The organism is Crateriforma conspicua (genome assembly GCF_007752935.1).
Lineage (GTDB): Bacteria > Planctomycetota > Planctomycetia > Pirellulales > Pirellulaceae > Crateriforma > Crateriforma conspicua.
Genome location: NZ_CP036319.1, coordinates 2,229,985 through 2,249,322 on the forward strand (window position 1 = coordinate 2,229,985; position 19,338 = coordinate 2,249,322).

13 protein-coding genes are annotated in these 19,338 nt (G+C 57.0%); 6 read left to right on the forward strand and 7 right to left on the reverse strand.

Features of this window, described 5'->3' with window-relative positions:
* Window positions 1-71: 71 nt before the first annotated feature.
* Window positions 72-1,355 (reverse strand): efflux RND transporter periplasmic adaptor subunit, encoded by a 1,284-nt coding sequence (locus tag Mal65_RS08655; protein ID WP_165701157.1) that lies wholly within the window; start codon window positions 1,353-1,355, stop codon window positions 72-74.
* Between the two features lie 351 nt (window positions 1,356-1,706).
* Between Mal65_RS08655 and Mal65_RS08660 the strand changes: the two genes are divergently transcribed.
* Window positions 1,707-3,662: a TolC family protein gene (locus Mal65_RS08660; RefSeq protein WP_196784691.1), complete on the forward strand. Its 1,956-nt coding sequence runs from the start codon at window positions 1,707-1,709 to the stop codon at window positions 3,660-3,662.
* Window positions 3,663-3,747: 85 nt separating this feature from the next.
* On the opposite strand, the gene Mal65_RS08665 is transcribed toward Mal65_RS08660, so the two are convergent.
* From Mal65_RS08665 to Mal65_RS08680, 4 genes are all read right to left on the reverse strand, one after another.
* Entirely contained in the window at window positions 3,748-4,155 is a 408-nt protein-coding gene (locus tag Mal65_RS08665; protein ID WP_145296072.1) for an ArsR/SmtB family transcription factor, read from the reverse strand.
* A gap of 130 nt (window positions 4,156-4,285) precedes the next feature.
* Entirely contained in the window at window positions 4,286-4,981 is a 696-nt protein-coding gene (locus Mal65_RS08670; protein ID WP_145296074.1) for an ABC transporter ATP-binding protein, read from the reverse strand.
* Between the two features lie 3 nt (window positions 4,982-4,984).
* Window positions 4,985-6,202, reverse strand: coding sequence for an ABC transporter permease (locus Mal65_RS08675; protein WP_145296077.1), 1,218 nt, complete (start codon window positions 6,200-6,202; stop codon window positions 4,985-4,987).
* Window positions 6,203-6,280: 78 nt separating this feature from the next.
* Window positions 6,281-7,108, reverse strand: a complete 828-nt coding sequence (locus Mal65_RS08680) for a hypothetical protein (RefSeq protein ID WP_145296079.1) — start codon at window positions 7,106-7,108, stop codon at window positions 6,281-6,283.
* A 700-nt stretch (window positions 7,109-7,808) separates the two neighbouring features.
* On the opposite strand from Mal65_RS08680, the gene Mal65_RS08685 reads away from it, so the two are divergent.
* Complete coding sequence (locus Mal65_RS08685; protein ID WP_145296082.1) at window positions 7,809-8,528, forward strand: PEP-CTERM sorting domain-containing protein; 720 nt, start codon at window positions 7,809-7,811, stop codon at window positions 8,526-8,528.
* A gap of 96 nt (window positions 8,529-8,624) precedes the next feature.
* Here the strand turns inward: Mal65_RS08685 and Mal65_RS08690 are convergent, their stop codons facing one another.
* Window positions 8,625-9,656 (reverse strand): DUF1593 domain-containing protein, encoded by a 1,032-nt coding sequence (locus Mal65_RS08690; protein WP_145296084.1) that lies wholly within the window; start codon window positions 9,654-9,656, stop codon window positions 8,625-8,627.
* Window positions 9,657-9,971: 315 nt separating this feature from the next.
* On the opposite strand from Mal65_RS08690, the gene Mal65_RS08695 reads away from it, so the two are divergent.
* The gene (locus Mal65_RS08695; protein WP_196784692.1) at window positions 9,972-10,793 is read left to right on the forward strand and encodes a DUF6528 family protein; all 822 of its coding nucleotides are present in this window, start codon (window positions 9,972-9,974) and stop codon (window positions 10,791-10,793) included.
* A 64-nt stretch (window positions 10,794-10,857) separates the two neighbouring features.
* On the opposite strand, the gene Mal65_RS08700 is transcribed toward Mal65_RS08695, so the two are convergent.
* The gene (locus tag Mal65_RS08700) at window positions 10,858-12,234 is read right to left on the reverse strand and encodes a glycoside hydrolase family 140 protein (protein ID WP_145296090.1); all 1,377 of its coding nucleotides are present in this window, start codon (window positions 12,232-12,234) and stop codon (window positions 10,858-10,860) included.
* 307 nt (window positions 12,235-12,541) lie between these two features.
* Here Mal65_RS08700 and Mal65_RS08705 point away from each other — a divergent pair, with 307 nt between their 5' ends.
* The 3 genes from Mal65_RS08705 to Mal65_RS26970 all read left to right on the forward strand — a co-directional run bounded on the left by Mal65_RS08705 (window position 12,542) and on the right by Mal65_RS26970 (window position 19,232).
* On the forward strand, window positions 12,542-14,857 hold the full coding sequence (locus Mal65_RS08705) for a S9 family peptidase (RefSeq protein ID WP_196784693.1): 2,316 nt from the start codon (window positions 12,542-12,544) through the stop codon (window positions 14,855-14,857).
* Window positions 14,858-15,063: 206 nt separating this feature from the next.
* Window positions 15,064-16,125, forward strand: coding sequence for an FG-GAP repeat domain-containing protein (locus Mal65_RS08710; RefSeq protein WP_231131326.1), 1,062 nt, complete (start codon window positions 15,064-15,066; stop codon window positions 16,123-16,125).
* 17 nt (window positions 16,126-16,142) lie between these two features.
* Window positions 16,143-19,232 carry a sulfatase-like hydrolase/transferase gene (locus Mal65_RS26970; RefSeq protein WP_196784696.1) on the forward strand — a complete coding sequence of 1,030 codons (3,090 nt, stop codon included), beginning with the start codon at window positions 16,143-16,145 and terminating at the stop codon, window positions 19,230-19,232.
* The last annotated feature ends 106 nt before the right edge of the window (window positions 19,233-19,338 follow it).

Here is a 19,338-nt window from a genome sequence, read left to right on the forward strand (position 1 = left end):
TTCAAACGAATTCGACGCTGGCGAGAATCACGCGTGAAGGTGGGAGCGGTGCAAAAACAAAGCGGGCAAAATCAGGGAGCCAAGACCGCGACCTGTTGGCCATCGGTGAATCGCTGCAGATGCGCGTCGATCACGTTCGTCCCGGCGGGTAAATTCGAAAGGACCTCAATCGTCGATCCGTCGTCGTTGCCGGTTTGGATGTTCTGGACCGACACGGTTTGATCGTTGACGACGTAAACATAGGCGTCGCCGCTTTCGTCAAACCGGATCGCACGGGCGGGTAACGTGGCGACGTTTTCATGCACCGCCAATTCTATCGTCGCTTGGCCGAACATCCCCGGCACCAGCTTTCCGTCGGCGTTGTCCAGCACCGCTTCGACCACCATCGTGCGGGTCGATGGGTCCAGTTCGCCGGCGACGCGAGTGACGGTACCCTGCATCGGTGACTCGTCGGGAAAGAAAGGAAACGCGACTTCGATGGCATCGCCCGCGTTGACATGAGCGGCATCCGATTCGGGAACCGGCACGTGAACTCGCACGCGGTCGACTTGGCTGATTCGCAGCAACGGGGGGCCCGCGATCGCATCGACCAGGTCACCCGGGGCGACGTTCCGCTGGGTGATGATGCCGTCAAAGGGGGCTTTGATCGTTGCAAAGTTCAGCATGACTTCGATCCGGTCCAATTGACGCAGCGCGACATCGACGTCGGCCTTCGCCGCATCGACATCAGCTGCCGCGGCCGTCAACTTGGCCTGAGCCACGGTGACCTCGGCTTGTGCCGCGTTGACCGACGAACGGATCGCGTCCAATGCGGCGCGTCGGCTGTCACGCCGCTGGAGTGCTTCGTCCAGCATGCGTTGCTGCAGCGATTGGCGTGACACCAAATCTTGCGTGCGGGCAAATTCCGATTCGGCGGCTACCAATTCGGCTTCGGCGCCGGCCATCTCACTTTGGGCGGCCGCCACGTTGGCTTCGGCGGACTGGACGACGGCCCGAGCCAATTCGGCACCGGCATTGGCACGTTGGACTTCGGCCTCCAACCGCGCGATCCTGGCACGCTGGGCTTCGCGGTCTTGTTCCAAATCCGGCACGTCTAAAACGATCAACACGTCACCCGCTTTGACCACGTCGCCGATGTCCGATCGGACTTCGCGAACAAATCCTTGCACCCGAGGACGCAGGGCGGCTTCATAGAACGGATGCACCGTGGCCGGTTGGCGACTGGTTTGTCGGGTCGTCGCCTGCTGAACGGAGACCAATTGCACGGCGACGGGTGCGTCGCTGCGTTTCGATTCCGCGCCGGCGGTGTCATCGCCCGACGGTTGGCATCCGACCGATGCGACGATCAGCAGCATGGCGATCGGGCCGAGCCAAAGGCGGCGCTGGCACGTCGCTGGCAGGTGGCAATGGGACAGACGTAGACGAATGGCCAGGTTGGGTTTCAAGGCGAATCGATCCATGCGGGGAGGGAAAGAGGTGGGGCGTACCGGCGATTCAAACTGAAGCGTTTTCGCAGCCAGCTTAATCCATACGACGGGCATTTCTGTTTCTGTTCCGTTTGTATCGGTCATTTCTTGGGCGCTTGGGGCGACCGCACGCATAACCCGTTGCCGAATCAGAAGTCATACGACCTGCCGTATCCCGACGTTCGGGCAAACCGGAACCGCAGGTTCAACACGACTTCAATCGCCCGTCAAAGGCCACGAATGAAATCGAGACGACTGCTGTATTTGACCTTGGCAAATCTTGCGGCGTGTGCCGGTTGCACGGCTATGCCCGGATTCAACGATCGCGCCGACAGCACCAATGTGCCGGTGATGGACGCGACCGACGTGCAAAATCCGGCAACCGATGCCGGAAACGCCAGTGATCGCTCCGTTCCCCGGAGACTGGATCCCAAGATGATTGGGCCTTCGGCGGATGTCGAGGGTGACGTGCGCTTGGTCAACAACACCGAATCGGTTGCGGCTGTCGAATCGGAAAAGTCGGCGCAAAGCGAACCACCCCAACTCGCCACAGCAGCCCGGCAGACCATTCGTCACGCGGCCAGTCCCCGCCGAGTCCCGCCACCCGAACGCGCAACCGACGGTCCGGTCGCTGTGGCGCCGCCGGTGGATTTTGACAAGCCGGCGGTCACCGGTTCGCCAGCACCGCAAGCCGTCTCGGTCGACCAGCCGCCCGCGCTCACTGAGGCCAATGAAGCGGACGATACCTCACCATCAACGCCCATCGAATTCGCCACTGCTGCGCCGGTGCAAATGGCCACCACTTCGCCGATTCAGGCCAGCCAGGCATCGGCCATCGAATTGGTCGACGACATCCAAGTTCTGGCCGATGATTCGGCTCCGATCCTGATCGACAATTCCGCCGGCGTGATGCCCGTCAACCTGCCCAGCGTATTGGCGATGGTGGGTGGTCGGCATCCCGCCGTGGCCGTCGCACGTTGGCGGGTCCAAGAAGCCTACGCCGAATTGGACCAAGCACGTGCGTTGTGGCTGCCGACGATTCAAACCGGTTTTTCGTTCCACCGACATGATGGTCATTACCAGGCCAGCGACGGTTCGATCGTGGACGTCAATCGCAACTCGTTCCAATACGGATTGGGGGCCGGTGCAACCGGTGCGGGCACCACACCGACGCCCGGTCTGGTCGCCCGTTTCCACCTGGCCGATGCACTCTTTCAACCTCGGATTGCCAAACGTGGCATGTGGGCCGACGGTCATGCGGCAACCGCCACGATGAATGACCAACTGCGCGACGTTGCGGTTGCCTACACTGATTTGTTGCAAGCCCATCAACGGATGGCGATCGTCCAGCAATCGTTGCAGCGTGCCCAGCGGTTGTCCAAGCTGACCCGTGACTTTGCCGAAGCCGGCGAAGGCTTGCAGGCCGACGCGGACCGTCTGGCGACCGAGGTCCTGATGGTCCAGAACCGATTGTTCGAAGCCCAAGAACAAGTGGGCGTCGCCGCCGCACGACTTGCCGCGGCGGCCAGCCTGGACGGCGGTGGCGATTTGATTCCCACCGATGCGATGGCCATGCCGGTCCATTTTGGAGTTCCGTCAGATGATACGAATTCACTGGTTCCGATCGCGCTAAGAAATCGTCCGGAACTGAAGGAGGCCCAGGCATTGGTCGCCCAGGCTTGTGAAGCCCATCGACGTGAACGCTTCTCGCCGTTCGTGCCCAGTGTTCTGTTGGGTTTCAGCACCGGCGGCTTCGGCGGTGGTTTGGGCAACAACTTGGATCAAGTCGACAGCCGTTATGACTTTGATGCCGCGTTGGTTTGGCAAACGCGTAACCTTGGTTTCGGCGAACACGCGGCACGCCGTCGAGCTTCGGCCCAAGTCCAGCAAGCACGCTATGAAAAGCTGCGCACGATGGACCAGGTCGCCGCCGATGTACGCACCGCGGCATCCCAGGTGACGATGCGGACGCGCCAGATCGACGTTTGCCAATCTGCCATTCCGACCGCCCAAGATTCCTATGACCGCAACGTCAGCCGAATCGCCGACGGTCAAGGTTTGCCGATCGAAGCGTTGCAATCGATCGTCGCCTTGGAAACCGCCCAGCAAGCCTATTTGGACGCAGTCGTCGGACACAATCGTGCCCAGTTCGAACTGCAACGTGCCCTCGGCTGGCCTGTCAGCGAAGGCATGTGATCGGCGGGAACCGCCATCACTGATGGAAGCCGCGAGGTGACCGACACGAGGCGATCGCCCCGATTGTCGACCTCGCGGCGATTGGCTAGGAATCGCAACAACCGCCGTTGTCTTTCAATTCACGGGCGCGTCGCTTGTCGTCTTGCAACTCAGGCACATCGTGAAAGCAGTCGGTCAGACAGCCGTACAACTTTTGTTGAAAGCACGACCGTGCCGGAGCCAGTGAATAGTGCGACCACTGGCCGACTTTGCGAACGTCCACCAACGAAGCTTTGCGTAGATACGCCAGATGACGCGACACGGTGGGCTGAGGCAACTGAAGGATCTTGACCAAGTTGCCGACGCAGATTTCATCCTCCACCAGCAGGTGCAAAATCCTTAAACGCGTGCCGTCGGCAAACGCCCGGAACACGGTGTTGATTTCCTCGCCGATCTCCGACAACGCAACGATCGGAATGTCGTCTGCCGAGCGGGATTCCGTCGTGGTGCTCATGTCACAGTGGCCTTTCGATTGGTCGGATCGACAGTCGCGTTTCCCCAAAATCGCGATGATGCGTTCTAAAGCACCATCGTACCGGGGCAAACGCGACCAGATCAACAGAACAGTCGTTGCAACCGCAACGCTAGGCGGCGTCGAACGACTGCAACGACGCGCGGTCGTCGATGATTTTGCCGTTGCGAAGTTTCAGCACTCGCTTGGCACGTTCGGCTGCTTCGGGGTTGTGCGTCACCATCACGATCGTTCGGCCTTCGCGATTGAACTGTTCGAAGTATTCGATCACCTGCTCGCCGGTTTCCGGATCCAAGTTCCCGGTCGGCTCGTCCGCAAGAATCACGTCCGGGTCGTTGGCCAACATCCTGGCCAATGCGACGCGTTGCTGTTGTCCGACGCTCAGTTCGGTCGGCTTGTGATCCAAGCGGTCACCCAGGCCGACTCGCGCCAGTAACTCCGCCGCCCGGTCGCCTTGGTCGGCTTCCGATGTGCCCGACAGATACAGCGGAATTTGAACGTTTTCCTGAGCCGTCAAATACGGAATCAAGTTGAAGGTCTGGAACACGAACCCGATGTGGGCCTGTCGCAATTGCGCTCGACCATCGGCGTTTAAGTCGTACATCGACTGGCCGTTCAGCAAGACACGGCCCGACGTCGGCGACAACATTCCGCCCAGCATGACCAACAGCGAACTCTTGCCGCTGCCACTGGGGCCGATCAACGAAACGAAATCACCTCTGGGGATCTCCAGCGTGGCATCGTCCAAGGCGACCACCTTCTGGCGGTGCATCTCATAAGTCTTCGTGACGTTTTGCATCAATAACATGGTTCAAACCTCCTTGAATGATGTGACGGGGTCCAATCGAGCCGCGTTGCGGGCCGGGAAATAGCTGGCCAACAAGGTGGTGCCGACCGAGATTCCGATCGCCCACAACGCCAGGATGGGCATCGGCAATACCGGAACGTTGGCCAACCGCGGCCCCAACGTGACGGCCAACGTCGTGCCAATCACAAACCCGCTGACTCCGCCGGCAACACCCAACAACAAAGCTTTCAACAAAAAAATCCGCAGGATCAAACCGGACTGTGCCCCCAAAGACATCAATGTGCCGATCTCACGCCGACGTTCATACACATTGGCGAACATGAAATTCGCGATCCCCGCACCACCGATCACGATGATGATGGCAACAAAGATCAACGACAGCTTTTCCATCATCCCGTTGACCTTTGCCTGCGTCGCGACGACCTGCGCCACCGTGACGACCTTGGCATCGGGCAACAGATCATTGACTTTGCCGACCAGGCCGGCAGAGATCTCTTTGCAGCAACCGACGATCTCGATGCAGCTGACTACGGCGTCCTTGCCTGACATCTCTTGCACGGTGTGCAAGTGAGCAAAGATGCGTGAATCGTCGACCGTCCCCGTTTCGGGCAGCACGGCGACCACGGAAAACTGTTGCCCCAGCAGTTCCAACGTTTGGCCTTCTGATATGCCCAGGACCGAAGCGGTGTCGGAACCCACCAGCGCTTCATCGGTGGCCAAGTCGTCGATCACACGTTTGCGAACGAGTGTCTTTTTGTCTTCGGGCTCATTCGATGTGCCGACGTCGATCGCCCCACAACCGATCGGCCGCGAAAAGATCCCGGCGCCGCCCCAAGCCGCTTTGGCCTGAAACTCGCTCTTGGGCAGAATGCCCGTCAGCGTGAACGAGCGACTCTGCAATTCGACCGGAACGCAAAGCTTGGGCGACAGATTGTCGACGCCCGCCAGGTTCGACATGGTCAAACGCAACGCGTATTCCTCGGGAATCGTCTCGTTGTGCAGGTCGGCGGAATAGTAATCCTGCAGCGTCACGCTCTTGGGCAACACCAACACGTTGGCACCCAAACTGTCCATCTCTCGCGCGACGGCCATCTCGGAATAGTAAGTAATGTTTTTGATCGCGATGACCGTCGTGATCCCCAGCAGGATTCCGACAAAGATCGTGATCATCTGGCTCTTACGCTCGAACAGTTCTCGCCAGACCAGCTTTCTCAGGTTCATCGATTTGTATCTCCGTATGATTGTCTCGGTGTTTCGAACGCCTAGGTGAAGGCGGCGATCGTTGCTTCCTTTCAATTCCTATTTCGCGGCGGGTTCGCAATTGCCGCCGGGGCAACAGGATTCACCAGGACCACATTGGCCTCCGGGACAGCAAGACGCGCTGGCGGCCGCTAAACGCTTGATGATCTGATCTTTGGTCGCGTCGGCGGTGAAGGTTGCGACAGGTTGGCCGGGAGGACTCATCACAACCATCACGCCCTGATCGGCCGACGGGTCGATCTTCAGCGATTGCAGGAATCCATGCTCGGATGAATCGCTCGGGTCGATACGAACGATCTGGCTCGCCGCCGAGTAACGTTCGTCTTGGGTGAACTCATAAGCGCCGGGAAAATCGTTCGGACCGGTCTGATGTTTGACACACAGCAGGACCAACTTGCGATCTTGCATGGCCTTCAAACAATGAGAGGTTCCGCGGCTGACCACGGCTTCTTTCAACTGTTGGTCGTCGAACTTGACCGGCAAGCCACGTGTGATTGCACCGTTGGGCGCGATCGCAAGTGCCAATGGCATGGGAGCCCGGCTGACGTCGAACTTCTTCACGATATCCGCGTTGCCGGCATCCGTGATTCGCACACTGATCGCATCGGCGACATCGTTCATCTGAGCAGTCGCCTTTTCGAAAACGGCCCGCATCGTCTGGGTTGGTTGGTCGGCCTGCTTCCAGAAATAGACGAACAAGTATTTTCCCTTCGCCGCCGCGTTCCGCATCGCCACTCCGGCGGGCCCCTCCGGGAAGCTCTCGGACGCCGAATCGGTGGCCGCTTGAATTGGATCGGCGGAGACCAGACACAGCACCGCCGCCGTGAAAGCGGCCAAAAGACGTGTCGTAATTGTCGTGCGTTTCATTTGAAATCCTTCGCTTGGTTGAAACGAAAACTCCCGGCGAAATGCCGGGGCTTGGGGAACGGCCGGCGACGGCATTGAATCCGTATATCCGCCTTGGCGGATATGGTTTGTATATTCGCTAAGGCGGATATGTGGTGTCCAGTCCAATTCCCTTGTTGTCGATGCGACCGATCTTGCCGGCACCTAGAAACGCAGCGTACGGTCCCATGAAACCCCGTCATTCACGGCATCAAATGGACTTTGCGGGGCGGGTCCGGTGACCAGACATCTTTTGGGGGAACGCACCTCCACTCTGGTTGTCCCTTGTTTCCATTCTGCGTTAACCAGCAAGCATCGACCGCAGCGTTTGGCTCAATTTCGCATCTCCAAAGCAGTTCCTTCGGGGGTGGTTTTTTTGACCACAAAGGGTGGTGCCTTCTCGCGTCTCAATGCTTAGGCAGCATTGAATGCTCATTTTGGGAATTGAAATAAGGGAAAACGCAAAGAATACGCAGAGTTTGCGGACCCCCAAGCCAAGTAAAGTGTTAACAGTTTTGCTGCCTGGCTTAGCTCAGGTGTTTATTTCGTGAAGGGCGACGGCCGTTCGAAAAGGCGTTCATTTTGAAAAGCAACGCATCAGCGATGCATTTGGTGTGGGGACAGCCTGCACCAGGTTGATGCAAATTCGGCGGCTCCCAACAGCATCCCCCGGAGACATTTTATGAAACGACTGACGGCATTTTCTCTTCTATTGGCTCTAGCAGCGGTTGGCTCACAGGCAAACGCAGCGCTGGTGAATATCACGGCACTCGACGTGCGTGGAACCGGCGTGTTCGGTCATGATCCGAATATCTCTGCAGTGACGATCAATGATGTGGCCCCTTCGGGCACTACAGTCGCTGATCCTCTGAACATTCAGCTGACGTATTCCAATCTGGATCTTGACGGCGATTCGACCGCGAACGACTCGGTCACCTTCACGCTGACCGCGGCGGGCGGCGGTGGTTCGCAACGTGCTTGGGGACAAGGAATCGATACAGGGTTCGGAAGCCTGAACAACGTCACTCTTTCGGTAAGCAGTGTTTCAGGCACCACGACCGACTTCGGCGATACCATCGTGTTCGATGGTTTTGTCGGCGCAAACGCAGGGCTTGGCGGAAACGGCGATTTTCAGCGAAACGTTGACATCAATGGAACCACCGTCAATTTGACAACCGCAAACACGGGCGCCTTCGAGTTTGTGACGAGGGGGATCGATTTCGCACCAACTTCCACCGTCTTGTTTGATAACTCCGGCGGTACCGGCGGCAGCATTGTTGCTCGAAGCTACGACTTGCAGTTCAGCACAGTCGCGGCCGTTCCCGAACCGTCGTCGTTTGCTCTGTTGGGGTTGTGCGGAGGCGCCGCTGTCTGGCGTCGACGACGAAAGTCGTCTGTCTGAACGCCTCAGGCACTTTCGTGGATCATTGTTCATGCGGGTCGGCTTAACGCCGGCCCGCTGACGCTCCGCTCTGAAAAGAACCCCGTCCCCTTTTGGCTACGGTTGGCACCAACGCATGCGTTTGGCGAAGTCGTTTTGGATCGCGACGCGGTGTCGGCTGACCGTTGTTCGGGGATCCACCGAATCGGTGGCGGTCAGGTCGCGGTACCATCCGTCGGGTTCACGCTGGAATTGACCGCCCCATCCGGGTTGCGTCGGATCGGACGGATCATTGCCACCGAGCGGCAAGAAGAACTGCCACGACGGTGTGTCGCCTTCTTTCAGGCAACCGTGTGGATTCGGGGCCGTCCAAGTCTTGGTCGGGTACTTTTCCCCCAGGGCCCCGCGTGACCGAACATGTTCGTCGATCCAACGACGACTGGTCAGCGATTCGTCCCCCGTCAAATACATCCCGCGAAACGTGGCGGTGCGTTTGTCTTGTCCCGGGGAAGCCTTTGACAAAACGTAGTGCATCCCCGGATACGTCTTCCGCATCCAATCGGCGATCCGGTCTTGATCGGCGATGTCATAGACGCGGAACTTCTTGACGAAAGCGGCCAGACCATCCATCCCACGATCCTGCTTGACCCGCCAGAGTGCCTGCGCCAAATCGGTTTGCCCGCCCCAGATCGCGATGTTCAGTGGGCGGTCCATCGAACCGGCATCGACGCACTGGATCAGCCACTTTGATCCGTCCGTGTCATGCGAGTCACCGATGTGTTCAAGCCCTCGAAAACGATTGCCCGAACGAACGACACCACGCAATGTGTCTGCCGTCGGCCAACCGCCATCGTGCCGCTTCAGATTCGGAAGCACGCGGTCGTAAGCATCAATGATCTCCAGAATCAGGTCCGTGCGTGTGATCGACTTCTTAAGCTCGCCGGGTGTGCCCGATGCACTGGCAACGATCGCTTCGATCTGAAATTCGTTGGCATACACCATCAATCGAACCAGCGACTGGGTATCATCGGGGTCGCCACCGATGTCCGTTAAAACGGCCAGCCTGGGGCGTTCTTCGCCGTTCGCGAATCCACACCAGACGGCCAGAACGACCACCAAAATCACTCGGCATATCGAAGGGTTTGTCATGGGATTCGATTCCGGTCGGGGGAGTGTTCGGGCGTCAGCTGTTCGCGACAATCGCCAAGTGTATGCCATCGGTCAGGGGAACGTGGGGGCTGACCAGGGATGCTCCCATACCGGTTGATCTTTCGCGGAAGCCGGATCGAACGGTTGTCGACGTGGGAGGCGATCGAGACACTGTCACGATCAGAAACCAAACCGTTGGAGCGAATCCGGCCGAGTCGGGAATACTGTGTTATGAAAAGTTTTGTTGCGATCCTTCTCTGCCTTCCGGTCGGCGTTGCTGTAGCGCAAACGCCGGCCGAACCAATCCGTAGCCAGGTGATCTCGACCGATGTCCCGGCAATTGTGTGTGCCGACCAAGCGGACAATCGCGTGTGTTTGGTCGATCCCTTCGCTGCGGATGGTGAATCCGCGTTGTTGTGGAGCTATCCGGCGGCTGACGATCCGCCGATGCAGTATGTCCCCACGGATGCCAAGCGTGTGGTGATGGATGATACGGTCATGATCCTGATCGCCTATCACGGTCGCGTGCGGCTGATTCGATTCCCTGATGCCAAGGTGATCAAGGATTATCCTTCGTACAGCAGTTGCCATTCCGCGGAACTGTTGCCCGATGGATTGATTGTCAGTGTGAACAGCAATCACGGGATGCTGCGATTGCATCGTTCCGCCGACGACTTCGTTGACCACGAATTGCCGTACGCTCACGGGATCACCTGGGACAAGCACCGTGATTGCCTTTGGGCTTTGGGCGATCGGCTTTATCGGTACCACTACCGCAGCGGAAACCTTTCACTTGACCGGGCGTTTGATTTGCCGCTTTCGCCGACGGGACACGATCTGTTCCCCTGCCGCAGCGAAGCCAAACTGTTGGTCAGCAACAACGATGCATTGTTCGCTTTTGATTTGGAAAGCGAACGGTTTGACCTGTTGTCCGACTTGGATTCGATCAAGAGCGCAAGTCAGCATTCCGACGGCACCATCTGGATCAGTGATCCCGAAAGAACAGAAATCGGGGCCAGTTTTCAAAGTGATTCCATTCGAATGGTGAATCCAAAAGGGACGCCGACCAGCTTCCGGGTTGATGGTGCACGCTTTTACAAAGCACGCTGGTGGCAGGACGTGGACTTTAGCTACTGAAACCCTTGCGGTGTTGCGCCGCCACACTGCCACCGTCCACAACCGTAGCTGGATGCGCCAGCATTCAGTCCTCCACATCCAGAACACTTTGAAGAATTAACACCCAATCCGTCGAACCTTCCGAATTCTCACCAGGCGGAGTGATCGGGACCTGGACCCGGTCAAACGGGGATCCAGCAGCGTTGTGGTACCGGCCGCTGACCGGATCAAACCACTGGGCTTCGATCTGTTCGCCGGTGAGTTTGCTCAGATCAATCGTCGAAGTTTTCTGAGTCGGGAAATAGGCAACCGCAAAACTGCCATCACGGGCGATCGCGCTGCTGGTGAAATCGGTCGTGCCTTCGTCGGCGCCCATGGTGACAAGATTGTTGACGTGATAAGGTTCCAACCGGTGCCAATCCAAACCTTTGAACATTCGTGCGAAATGTGTCATGTGACAACGACCGGGGGATAGGTCACATTCCATCAGGTCCTGCCACGGTTGATGCACTTTGTACGGCGCTTTTGAATGGAAGTGCCAAAGGCCTCGTCGGCCGTACGTGTAACCGCATGCGCCGCTGGTCATCGCCCAATACGCCGATCGCCGTATCTGTAGCGGTGTGGTCTTCGGCCACCGCTGACCCTCGAAGCGGTACTCATAGGCAAACTCGCCCAAGTAGGTCGGCTTGGTGGGTTGAAACTCGTAATCTCGTTTGATCAGCCGATATTGCTGGGCATGATTGGCGTCCTTGAACTGGACGAAATGGAAATCGCACCACGATTCTTTGCCAAAGAACTGGGAGCTGGGGTATCCGCCCTGTGAAAAGTACATGCAAAGAGCCTGTGGATGCGTGCGTTTCAGCGCGTGCCCCATCCAGTTTCCGATCTCAAAGCCTTTCAGGTAATTCGCGACGCGCTGTTTCGTTCGCGGATCAAAATCCGGGTTATAGTCGCCGCCGACTGAATAGATGACGTTGTCAAATTCACGAAACTGATTCGCGACAAAGGTGGCGTAGTTTTCGATCTCGGTCTGGCTGAGATCCGTGAACAGAGTTCCCCATGATTCGCCTCGCCATCCCATCCACGCAGGGATCAAATTCACGGCGATTCCCTTCTTCCGTGCGTAGGCGACGGTGTCTTTGATCTTCTGAAAGTGATCAAGGTCGGGATCAGTGATCTTGGTGCGATCAAAGGGCCCGTCGAAATAGATTGCCGCGTGAACAACGGAGAACTCCTTTTCCGCACAGTTGTCCAGGTAAAACTTGGCCTGTTCCAACGTGGTCGCTTCGTTCAGCATCCAGGCGGTGTCACATAGAAAGAAGAAGGGGGTTCCCTGCTGATCGACCAAATGCCGACCGTTGTGACTGACCCGCAGCGGGAACTGAACCGCCGACGCATGTGAGCAAGAGAGGCTGAGGACGATCAGCCCCAGGAACGTTGCACGCATCGGAATACTGTACATGGATGGCTCTCGTTTGAAGATTTCGCTGGAAGCGAACGATGAAGTGAAAAGGCGTGGGCCACCAAATCGCCCCAGGGAAGCCTTTCTACTTCACAGCATAGTGCCCGCGAGGATGCCGTTGGGATGCGTCGTAAGAACGATGGTCAGTGGCGTGGTAAACTGTCGCCCGACGCGAGAGAAGTTTGGGACGTTGTTGAAGAAGAAAGCGCAAGACAGCCGTGAGTTTCGTCGCATTGATTCGTTTGGCAACGTCGACAATCACTGACATTGTTGGGAAAACTTGATGGCTTGGAAAGGACGTTCGCCGATGATGCATCTTTTTCGGATGCTGTGCATCGCGTTGATTGTGTTCGGTGGGCTCTCGGTCGGACGAGCCGATGAAGAGGAATCGACCACGGGCGACGTTCGCAAGGACTTGGACCAGTCCCGATTGACCGTGCAGAGGATTTATGCGGGCGGCGATTTTAAAAGTAAGTCGTTTGGGCCGGCTCGTTGGCTCCGTCAAGGTGGTGGCTACACAACGCTGGAGGAGTCACCCGACCACAAAGGCCGAAAAGACATCGTCGCCTACGATCCCGGCGGCGGTGATCGGTCGGTTCTGGTTTCCGCCACCGATCTGATTCCCAAGGACCAAGAAAAGCCGCTAGAAATCAAGAACTACGCTTGGTCCGACGACCGGACCAAACTGTTGATCTATACCAATTCGGTGAAAGTTTGGCGGCAAGAAACTCGGGGCGACTACTGGTCGTTTGACATTGCAGCGAAACGATTGCGAAAGTTGGGCGGTGACGCCGATGAATCGCGGATGATGTTCGCCAAGTTTTCGCACGACGGGAAGCACGTGGGTTACGTCTATCGAAACAACTTGTATTTGCAAGATTTGGAATCGATGGAAATTTCAAGACTGACGAACACGGGTTCCGAAACCATCATCAACGGGACGGCGGATTGGGTTTATGAAGAAGAGTTTGGTGTCCGGGATGGTTGGCGTTTCAGCCCCGATGGGAAGTTTATCGCTTTTTGGAATTTTGATACCGACGGTGTCAAAGAATTTCAGCTGATCAATTATACGAAGTCACGTTATCCGGAAATCACCAGCTACAAGTATCCCAAGGTGGGCGAAACCAATTCGGCATGCCGGATCGGGGTGGTCAGTGTCGATGGAGGTGAAACGCAATGGGTGAGTCTTCCGGGTGACTTGAGAGACAACTATGTTCCGCGAATGGACTGGATTCCTAGGACCAACCGGATCGTCTTGCAGCGATTGAACCGCTTGCAGAACACAAACCAATTGATGGTCTGCGATGTGACGTGTGATGCGGGCGGCACGGTTGTCGTCAGTCCGCTGAAGACCATCTTGGTGGAAAAGGACGACGCATGGGTCGATGTCCACGACGACATGAAGTGGATCGATGAGGGGGAGCGATTTACCTGGACCAGCCAACGCGACGGTTGGCGGCACCTTTATCGGGTGTCCGCCGACGGAAAGCAGATGACCTTGCTGACACCGGGTGAATTCGATGTGATTCGGGTGGTCAAGATTGATGACCATGGTGGTTGGGTCTATTACATCGCGTCTCCCGATAACGCGGGGCAGCGATATCTTTTTCGCGCATCGCTGGATGGAACCGGGGAAATCCAATCGTTGACTCCCGGTGATCAGAGGGGAACCCACAGCTACCAGATTTCGGATGATGCGCGGTGGGCCATTCACACGTTTTCCAGCTTTGACCAGCCGCCCGTGATTGATCTGGTTCGCTTGCCCGGCCATCAGTCCGTTCGCGTCTTGGAAGACAACGCGGACTTGAATGCCGCCGTTGCCAAAGTCGATCGAGGAACCACGGAGTTCTTTCAGATCGATATCGGCGATGGAGTCGCCTTGGATGGCTGGTGTTTGAAGCCCGCGGACTTTGACCCAAGTCGCAAGTATCCATTGTTCATCTTCGTTTACGGTGAACCTGCGGCTCAGTCCGTGCTGGATCGATGGGGCGGAAAGCGAAACTTGTGGCATCGCATGATTTCCGAACAAGGGTATGTGGTGGTCAGCATCGACAATCGCGGCACCCCGGCACCACGTGGACGAGCATGGCGAAAATCGGTCTATCGACAAATTGGCATCCTGGCATCGTCCGATCAGGCCGCCGCGGTCCGCGCCATGACCCGACAATGGAGTTTCATTGACGCCGATCGCGTCGGCATCTGGGGCTGGAGTGGCGGAGGATCGATGAGTCTGAATGCGATCTTCCGCTATCCCGATCTCTATCACACGGCCATGGCGATCGCCTTTGTCAGCGACCAGCAGAACTATGACACGCTGTATCAAGAGCGATTCATGGGGCTGCCGGACGACAATCAACAGGGATACAAAAATGGGTCCCCCATCACGTTCGCACACCAGTTGAAGGGCAATTTGCTGCTTGTTTATGGAACGGGGGACGACAATTGCCACTATCAGAATTGCCAGATGTTGATCAATGAATTGGTCAAACATCACAAGCCCTTCAGCATGATGGCGTATCCGAATCGCAGTCACAGCATCAGCGAAGGCAAAGGAACGACGCGGCATCTGTTCGAGTTGCTGACACGGTATTTGAACCAAAACCTTCCGCCAGGGCCGAAGTGACGCGGATGTGCCGACACGGATCGAAGTTGATGGTTAAGCTGGCGGATCACCCCGCGTTACATTAAGGATCGGTGGAGTATCGCATGCGAGTGTTGGTTGGGCGGATCACAGAACGTCCGTTCGGGCGAACGGACGTTCTTGCGGCGTTGTTTTTGTGGACCGCTTGGGGGCACGCCGATCTTGCCGTTGCGCAAGATCGCGTGTTCGTGTCGAGTTCTCGATTGCTGATCGGCGTGCAAGCCAATCGATCGGCATCGGTGCGTGCCGGGGATGTGGACGGCGACGATGATGTCGACCTCGTTGTGGCCAACGGTCGGCACTGGCCGGGACAAAATCTGATTTTCCTGAATCAAACGCGGGCAAGGTTCAACGTGGCGCGTCCATTGGGGCGTGACCTGTGTACCAGTTATGCATGTGAATTAGCTGATCTGGATGGCGATGGCGACTTGGACGTGGCGGTCGGCAATGACCAGGCGCCGTCGCGGGTGTTCTTGAATGATGGCACCGGTCGGTTTCAATTTCACACGAACCTGGGCCAGCCCCGAAGCGTTCGCAGTCTGAGCATCGCGGACATCGACGGCGATCAAGATATGGATTTGATTTTGACCTGTCGCGGAAGCGCCAATCCGATCTATCTGAACAACGGTTCGGCCGATTTCCAGCACGCTTTGGATTTTGGGACACGTGAGGATTCCACCATCGACGTGGCCGTCGTTGATCTAAACGAAGATGGACGATTGGACCTGATCCTTGCGAATCGTGACGATCAACCCAACACGATCCTGCTTGCCGAAGATCCCGGTAATTTAGAGAAGGACACCGTACGATTTGGTGCGCCCATTGCATTTGGCACAGCGGAATCAAGCCGTGCGGTCGCGACGGCCGATTTCGACGGCGATGGTCATATGGATTGGGTCGTCGGAAACATTGGTGCCGCCAATGTGGTTTTCCTGGGCGACGGCACCGGGGGAGTGACGCGTGAAATCAAGATTGGCCGCCAAGACGGGCAAACGTTTTGTATCGCCGTTGCAGATCTTGATCGGGATGGCCTCCCCGACATCGTGGCGGGCAATCAGGGGCAACCCAATGTGGTTTGCTACAATCGCGACAACGCACGACGTTTTGTCACGCAATCTTTCGGGCCGGAGCAATCGGCAACGTACGGATTGTGTGTCGGTGATTTTTCTGGTGACGGTTACCCCGACATCGCCATCGCCAATTCGGACCAGCAGAACCAAATCTTCGTCAATCAACCGGCAAGGCAATGACGCATCTGATCCCAAGCATGGTTCGTTCAAAATCTTTGGTCTTGTTGACATTGTTGTTCAGCGTACCTGTCGGTGCAGAATCTGGAACAACCGACTGGCCCAGTTTTCGTGGTTCCGGGGCCCAAGGTGTTGCCAACGGATATGAGACGCCGGTGCAGTGGGATGCGACGGATCTCGATGACCCATCGGTGTTGTGGAAGTCCGCGGTCCCGGGACTGGGGCATTCATGTCCGGTGATCGTTGGCGACCGTCTTTTTGTTGCGACTGCGGTGGCGACCGACGGGGATGTCCCTCTTCAGATTGGTCGTGCTGGCAATACGAACGCGGCAGATGACAACAGCGAACAAAAGTGGATGTTGCTTTGCTTCGATAAGAACACCGGCGAAGAACTTTGGCGGAAAACGGTCTATCAGGGAGTTCCCAAGGCAACGCGACATGCCAAGGCAACGCACGCGAATACCACCGTTGCGGTCAGCGCAGACAATGTGGTGGCGTTCTTCGGTTCCGAAGGCCTGTACTGCTATGACCTGAACGGCGAATTGAAATGGAAGAAGGATCTGGGCATTGTGGATGTCAGCAAGTATGGCATCGGTTGGGGCTACGCCAGTTCGCCGGTGATCCATGATGGACACATCGTATTGGTCTGCGATGATCCCGATCATCCGCACATTATCGCCGTCGACTTGAAGGATGGTGAGCCCATCTGGCGTCGCGATCGTGACGAGGTCTGCGAACGCAGTTGGGGCACACCCCTGATTCATGAAGTCGACGGGCGTGCTCAGGTGGTTGTCAACGGGTTCCCTTGGATCGTCGCCTACGATTTACAAACCGGTGATGAGGTTTGGCGTATCGAAGGGGGAGGCGACAACCCAATCCCTACCCCCTTTGTCGCGAATGATCGAATCTACATTACCAGTGCACACGGCGGCCCTTCGCCTGTGATCGCGGTCCGCACCGACGCCAAGGGGAATCTGACCGATTCGGTGTCGCCCCAAGACGCGGGGTTGGTTTGGCGTGTGGAAAAGGGGGGCTCCTATATGTCGACGCCTGTCGTCGTCGGGGGCTACCTGTATTTGGGGCATTCCAACGGCGTGCTGCGCTGTTTTCATGCGAACACAGGAGAGAAGCTTTACGAAAAGCGACTGGACAGTGGCGCTTATGTGGTGTCGTCTCTGGTGGCAGCAAACGACAAGATCTACTGCACGTCGGAAGACGGCACCGTGTATGTGATTGCCGCGGGGCCGGAATACAAACTGTTGGCAAAGAATCCGCTGGGCGATTCTTGTCTGGCCACCCCCGCAATCTCCGCCGGGACGATCTATTTTCGCACCGCCAGATCGTTGATGGCCATCGGACCGGAAATCGATGCTGCGGTGTCGGATGTGGGCTTGGAAGCGAGTCGAAAACCCAATGTCTTATTCATTGCGGTCGATGACCTGCGTCCAACGCTTGGTTGTTATGGAGATGCCCACGCGATCAGTCCGAATATCGATGGTTTGGCGGAAAGTGGAATGCGTTTCAATCGCGCCTATTGTCAGGTTGCCGTGTGCAATCCGTCGCGAGCCAGTTTGATGACCGGATTGCGTCCCGACACGTTGGGCGTTTGGACGCTGCCGATCCATTTTCGCGAGGCGAAACCGGATGCGGTCACATTGCCACAGTGGTTGCGACGGTTCGGGTACACCGCGGTCGGTCATGGCAAGATCTTTCATAATCCGACGCCGGACCCACAATCTTGGAGCGAACCAGTTCGCAGTTTGCCTTCGCTGCCTTATGTCTATCCCGATGGTACCCGCGACGTTGTGCGCCAGGCCATGGAAAAGCTGCCCGCGAACGACTGGCGTAAGAACAATTTGCGTGCGTTGGCGACGTCGGCGCCCGATTTGCCGGACAGTGAATTGCTGGATGGGGCCAGAACGGATTTGTGCATCGAAGACATGCGACGGTTAGCCAAGTCGAAACAGCCGTTCTTCTTGGCCATGGGCTACATCCGGCCTCACCTTGCGTTTGTCGCGCCGAAAAAATATTGGGACCTGTACGATTCGGAGGAATTGCCCGTGTTGGCAGGTCAGGCAACACCGGAGGGGGCGCCGCCGTATGCGATTCACAACAACAGTGAATTGTCACACTATGTTGATCTGATCGACATGCCCAAACCCTGGGACACTGACGATTTGGCCGCCGACAAAGCTCGGCGATTAGTTCATGGTTATCACGCCTGTGTCAGCTACATTGACGCGCAAATTGGGCGACTGTTGAAGGCGTTGGACGAAGAAGGTTTGCGAGAAAATACCATTGTCGTTTTGTGGAGCGATCATGGCTGGAAGCTTGGGGAGTATCGTGGTTGGGGAAAGATGACCAACTATGAGATTGATGCTCGTGTGCCACTGATTATTTCTGCACCTGGGTTAAACAACGACGGGCAGTGCACCGAATCGCTGGTTGAATTGCTGGATTTGTTTCCGACCCTTTGTGAATTGGCCGGGGTGGAGATCCCCGACTTTGTCGAAGGCAAAAGTTTGGTCCCGATTCTGCGTGATCCAGACGCGACGGTCCATTCATCCGTATTGAGTCAGTACTACCGCCGTTATGAGGACACCGAGTACATGGGGTATTCGATGCGAACCGACCGGTATCGCTACATCGAATGGCGCGACTTTGCGACCGGGGAATTGAAAGATCAAGAGCTGTATGATCATCAAGCCGCTGGCGATCAGGGCGGATTTCAGCCGAACTTGGGAACGCCGGAAGCGAAGAACATCGCGGAAGAGGTTGATCCGTCGTTATTGGCGAAGCTGAGCGAACAATTGCAGTCGCAACACCCGCCGAGAAAATTGAGTTTGACGCCTGCCGTGCACACCAGCCCGTCCGGGCCCGGACGTTGGCAGGTCGAATTCACCTTTGAGAATCGGACGGACGGGGACATCTTTCTGCAGGCGAGCAAACCCACCGGTCGACGAGCCGTCAAGCGAACCCTGGCACCGGGCGATTCGATCACATTGAATGCCCGCATCGGTGGCGTTTATGTGGCGGAAAGTCGCGACGGATCCATTCATGAAATTCATTCACCGTGTTGGCCGCCACGAACAGTGGTCATCCGAAAGTGATGTCTTGATTCGCAAGCGGGGTTCCCGGGCTCATCCGTCAAGTCAGCGTTGACTGCGATCGGACGAATTTTGGCGGCTCGCTGATTCGAAAACATGTGAGAAACCG

Coding starts and splice junctions, on each gene's coding strand:
- Mal65_RS08705 (WP_196784693.1), top strand. CDS start 12,542: ATGATGCATCTTTTTCGGATGCTGTGCATCGCGTTGATTGTGTTCGGT.
- Mal65_RS26970 (WP_196784696.1), top strand. CDS start 16,143: ATGGTTCGTTCAAAATCTTTGGTCTTGTTGACATTGTTGTTCAGCGTA.
- Mal65_RS08680 (WP_145296079.1), bottom strand. CDS start 7,108: ATGAAACGCACGACAATTACGACACGTCTTTTGGCCGCTTTCACGGCG.
- Mal65_RS08655 (WP_165701157.1), bottom strand. CDS start 1,355: ATGCTGCTGATCGTCGCATCGGTCGGATGCCAACCGTCGGGCGATGAC.
- Mal65_RS08690 (WP_145296084.1), bottom strand. CDS start 9,656: ATGACAAACCCTTCGATATGCCGAGTGATTTTGGTGGTCGTTCTGGCC.
- Mal65_RS08670 (WP_145296074.1), bottom strand. CDS start 4,981: ATGTTATTGATGCAAAACGTCACGAAGACTTATGAGATGCACCGCCAG.
- Mal65_RS08660 (WP_196784691.1), top strand. CDS start 1,707: ATGAAATCGAGACGACTGCTGTATTTGACCTTGGCAAATCTTGCGGCG.
- Mal65_RS08700 (WP_145296090.1), bottom strand. CDS start 12,234: ATGTACAGTATTCCGATGCGTGCAACGTTCCTGGGGCTGATCGTCCTC.
- Mal65_RS08685 (WP_145296082.1), top strand. CDS start 7,809: ATGAAACGACTGACGGCATTTTCTCTTCTATTGGCTCTAGCAGCGGTT.
- Mal65_RS08675 (WP_145296077.1), bottom strand. CDS start 6,202: ATGAACCTGAGAAAGCTGGTCTGGCGAGAACTGTTCGAGCGTAAGAGC.
- Mal65_RS08665 (WP_145296072.1), bottom strand. CDS start 4,155: ATGAGCACCACGACGGAATCCCGCTCGGCAGACGACATTCCGATCGTT.